This is a genomic window from Buttiauxella noackiae ATCC 51607 (genome assembly GCF_001654865.1).
Lineage (GTDB): Bacteria > Pseudomonadota > Gammaproteobacteria > Enterobacterales > Enterobacteriaceae > Buttiauxella > Buttiauxella noackiae.
The window spans coordinates 1-4,202 of sequence record NZ_LXEO01000059.1 but is presented as its reverse complement, the minus strand read 5'-3'; the positions used below and the strand labels follow the sequence as shown (position 1 = coordinate 4,202).

Sequence of the window (4,202 nt, the reverse complement as noted above, 5' to 3'; positions counted from 1 at the left end):
TCGATTGTCCCTCTAAGACACGGATAAATCGGTGATATCACCACATCAACCAGGCAATAGCCTGAATTTGTTGAATTAATTAACAGAAGAAAAACAGGGAGGATAAAGGAGGTGGTGCTGATAGGCAGATTCGAACTGCCGACCTCACCCTTACCAAGGGTGCGCTCTACCAACTGAGCTATATCAGCACATCTGGAGCGGGCAGTGGGAATCGAACCCACATCATCAGCTTGGAAGGCTGAGGTAATAGCCATTATACGATGCCCGCATCTCTGGAACTCGGCTACCTGCTTGAATTCTGTATAGAACCTGAGGAGTGGCTCCTCAGTATTCGAGTCGACTAGTTGGATCTCGTCGCCTCGGGCTACGCATAGCGCGGCCTGAAAATGGTGGTGGGGGAAGGATTCGAACCTTCGAAGTCGATGACGGCAGATTTACAGTCTGCTCCCTTTGGCCGCTCGGGAACCCCACCAAGCACTTGATGGTGCCGACTACCGGAATCGAACTGGTGACCTACTGATTACAAGTCAGTTGCTCTACCTACTGAGCTAAGTCGGCATCAAGTAGCGCGCATTCTAGGAAGACCGGCTCCTTGATGCAACAAAAAAATTAAAGAAAATGCACTACCGCTTATATTTTGCGCGATAGCTCGTAAAAATGATGAATTAAACGGCATTTCGGAGCGATTTTGTACATCAAGTACAGTGATGCATTATGCAAAATAGTGTCAGTATGCTCTTCTACTACATGCATACATCACATAGTGCCTTCTTTTAATGTTCTGCCGGGCACGGCTCTCACTTCATTAACTTTGAAATGATCGCTTTATCCTCTACTACCGCTTTTAGGCATCTTTTGACTTAGTTGCAATCTCAGCCCCACATCGTAAGCTGCAAACACTTATTCTATTTATAAGGTGCGTAACGAATTAAGGCTTTGCCACAACGTGATGCTTTCCTCTGAAAGAATCACCGCTTTTTTTTCTTATTATTCTTACCCATCTGGTGTTACCCTCCTGCCCATTGTGAAAAGTAATATACGTTGCACGCCTTTGATTACCTGAGATGAGTCTCTTTTTCTTAGTCTGCGTACTACGTTCATTTTTGTCCTGAATTACAGGCAGAAGCATGCTTATGAGTAATAAAGAGCAAATGTTGACGACTCCTTATATGCAGTTCAACCGCAACCAATGGGCAGCCTTGCGTGACTCTGTACCGATGACGCTGACCGAAGGTGAAATCGCCCGGTTGAAAGGCATCAATGAGGACCTCTCGTTAGAAGAAGTGGCCGAAATTTATCTGCCACTTTCACGTCTATTAAATTTTTATATCAGTTCAAACCTGCGCCGACAGGCTGTGTTAGAGCAATTTCTGGGCACTAATGGCCAGCGTATTCCTTACGTCATTAGTATTGCAGGGAGTGTTGCTGTCGGTAAAAGTACTACTGCTCGTGTGTTACAAGCTTTGCTTAGTCGCTGGCCTGAACATCGTCGCGTTGAGTTGATTACTACTGACGGTTTTCTTCATCCGAATAAAGTGTTGAAAGAACGCAATCTGATGAAGAAAAAAGGATTCCCGCAATCCTACGATATGCATCGTTTGGTGAAGTTTGTTTCTGATATTAAATCAGGGGCACCTAATGTGACCGCTCCGGTCTACTCTCACCTTATTTATGATGTTATTCCTGATGGTGACAAAACAGTTGCTCAGCCTGATATTTTAATTCTCGAAGGATTAAATGTTTTGCAAAGCGGCATGGATTATCCGCATGATCCACATCATGTATTTGTTTCTGATTTTGTCGACTTTTCGATTTATGTCGATGCGCCAGAAGATCTGCTGCAAGATTGGTATATCACTCGCTTCCTGAAGTTCCGGGAAGGTGCATTTACCGATCCAGACTCTTATTTCCATAGTTATGCAAAGCTTTCAGAAAATGAAGCTGTGAATGTTGCACTTCAACTCTGGAAAGAGATCAACTGGTTGAATTTAAAAGAAAACATACTTCCCACACGCGAACGTGCAAGCTTGATCATGACAAAAAGTGCAAATCATGAAGTCGAGTGTGTAAGACTTAGGAAATAAAAAATGGGGGGACTTCTTCTCCCCCATTTATATCAATTAATCCCACGTAGCGATATTTCACCACCAACCCAAGGTTTAATAACACCATCTTGCTCTAATAACAAACCACCTTGTTCATTAATTCCCCGAGAAATACCATAAATTTCTCTATCGCCAATAATCAATTTAACCTGACGATTAATAAAGTTATCCAGTGTTTTCCAACGAGGTAAGAAAGGAATTAACCCTTCTTCTTCAAAAAGGTGTAATGCTTTACGCAATTCTTTTATTATTCTAATAGCTAATGCATTGCGATCTATATTAATTCCGGCTTCCTGAAGATTAATCCAACTTTGATTAATCACATTAGTCGCCACATTTCGCATGGCAAGATTGATACCTGCACCGATAACAATCTGCGCTGCATCACCTGTTTTCCCAGTTAACTCAACCAGAATGCCAGCAAGCTTGCGATCGTTTAAATAAAGATCATTTGGCCATTTAACTCGGACATTTTCAGCACCTAATCCACTCAGTACTTCTGCCATCACTATCCCGATGACAAGGCTTAAGCCCACGGCTGCTGCTGGGCCCTGCTCGAGTCGCCAGAACATAGAAAGGTAAAGATTGGCCCCAAAAGGTGAAAACCATTGCCGACCCCGACGTCCTCGACCAGCCTGCTGATATTCAGCAATACATGCATCTCCAGACTGAAGTGTTTCAATACGATCGAGCAAATACTGGTTAGTAGAGTCAATTACAGGTAACACTGCAACTGATCCCGTTTCAATTTGCGATTTTATCAGCTCTTCATTAAGCAACTGGATAGGATCCGGGAGGCTATATCCTTTACCTGGAACGGTAAAAACATCAACGCCCCAGTCTCTTAATGTCTGAATATGTTTATTTATAGCTGCACGGCTCATACCCAGTTGCTCACCCAACTGCTCGCCAGAGTGAAACTCACCATCGGCCAGGATGCTAATCAGCGTTAGAGGGATTTTATTATCTTTCATGCAATTGTCTCCACTGCACTTACTTCCCCACATGCTCCGATAAAACGGACTTCTGGTTCAAGCCACACATTAAATTTTCCACCGACACACTGACGTATATGATGTGCAAGCTCCACAACATCCTGACCAGAAGCACCATCTTCGTTTATCAATACCAGGGCCTGCTGTTTGTGAACACCTGCCCCGCCGATTTGAAAACCTTTCAATTGGCATTGATCGATAAGCCACCCGGCAGCAAGTTTTACTGAACCATCAGGCTGAGGATAATGTGGAATAGTAGTGAAGGATGACAGCAACTTTTCCGCCTGTTCAGCTGCAAGAACTGGGTTTTTAAAGAAACTACCTGCGTTCCCGTTAATACGTGGGTCCGGAAGTTTTGTGGTTCGCATGTGGCAAACTGCGTTGAAAACTTCCTGCGGAGTGACATTCGCAGCATCAAGACGAGTCAAATCACCATAAGTTAACACTGGTCGCCATAATTTTGGCAATCGTAGACCAACAGCAATAATTGCATAATGATCCTGATATTCATGCTTAAAAATACTGTCACGATAGCCAAACTGGCATTGTGAATTATCCAGACGATGCATCTCACCGCTGAGTAAATCGACACAATCAACATAGTGACAAACACTTTTGAGTTCAACACCGTACGCACCGATATTCTGGATAGGTGAAGATCCTGCGCAGCCAGGTATCAAAGCCAGATTTTCCAGGCCCGGCATACCTTGTTGCAAGGTATATTCCACCAGGTGGTGCCAGTTTTCACCAGCCCCGACATGTAGATACCAGGCATCATCCGCTTCTGTAACCTGGATACCTGGAATACGATTAATGATTGCGGTACCGGAATAGTCTTCAAGAAAGAGAACATTACTCCCCTCACCCAGGATCAAAACAGGCATCTTTGCAGCCACTGACTCACTCCAGGCATCTTTTAGCTGCTGGACTGTTTCAACAATGACAATACGCGATGCGTCAGCCTGAATACCGAATGTATTGAAGGGCTTAAGAGAAGTGCTCATAGTAGATATCTTTCCTGAGTTTAAACGTGGTTAGTTTACCTTATATGCTGGAAGTTGGCTTGTGTGGTGGGATATACGCAGGCTTAATAACGTAAATC

General features: G+C 43.9%; 3 protein-coding genes and 4 tRNA genes. 1 reads left to right on the top strand and 6 read right to left on the bottom strand.

All coding sequences use genetic code 11. The annotated features are described in order from the left end of the window. Positions 1-112 precede the first annotated feature (112 nt). From M979_RS18735 to M979_RS18720, 4 genes are all read right to left on the bottom strand, one after another. Positions 113-188 (bottom strand) — tRNA-Thr (locus M979_RS18735). A 5-nt stretch (positions 189-193) separates the two neighbouring features. Then, positions 194-268 (bottom strand) — tRNA-Gly (locus tag M979_RS18730). A gap of 119 nt (positions 269-387) precedes the next feature. Continuing rightward, positions 388-472: transfer RNA gene (locus M979_RS18725), tRNA-Tyr, on the bottom strand. A 10-nt stretch (positions 473-482) separates the two neighbouring features. Then, positions 483-558: transfer RNA gene (locus M979_RS18720), tRNA-Thr, on the bottom strand. A 575-nt stretch (positions 559-1,133) separates the two neighbouring features. Between M979_RS18720 and coaA the strand changes: the two genes are divergently transcribed. Continuing rightward, positions 1,134-2,084 carry a type I pantothenate kinase gene (gene coaA, locus M979_RS18710; protein ID WP_034461796.1) on the top strand — a complete coding sequence of 317 codons (951 nt, stop codon included), beginning with the start codon at positions 1,134-1,136 and terminating at the stop codon, positions 2,082-2,084. A 32-nt stretch (positions 2,085-2,116) separates the two neighbouring features. Here the strand turns inward: coaA and birA are convergent, their stop codons facing one another. Both birA and murB read right to left on the bottom strand, forming a co-directional pair. Continuing rightward, positions 2,117-3,079: a bifunctional biotin--[acetyl-CoA-carboxylase] ligase/biotin operon repressor BirA gene (gene birA, locus M979_RS18705; RefSeq protein WP_064556017.1), complete on the bottom strand. Its 963-nt coding sequence runs from the start codon at positions 3,077-3,079 to the stop codon at positions 2,117-2,119. Beyond that, complete coding sequence (gene murB / locus M979_RS18700; RefSeq protein ID WP_064556016.1) at positions 3,076-4,104, bottom strand: UDP-N-acetylmuramate dehydrogenase; 1,029 nt, start codon at positions 4,102-4,104, stop codon at positions 3,076-3,078. Before murB ends, birA begins: the two co-directional genes overlap by 4 nt. Positions 4,105-4,202: the final 98 nt, after the last annotated feature.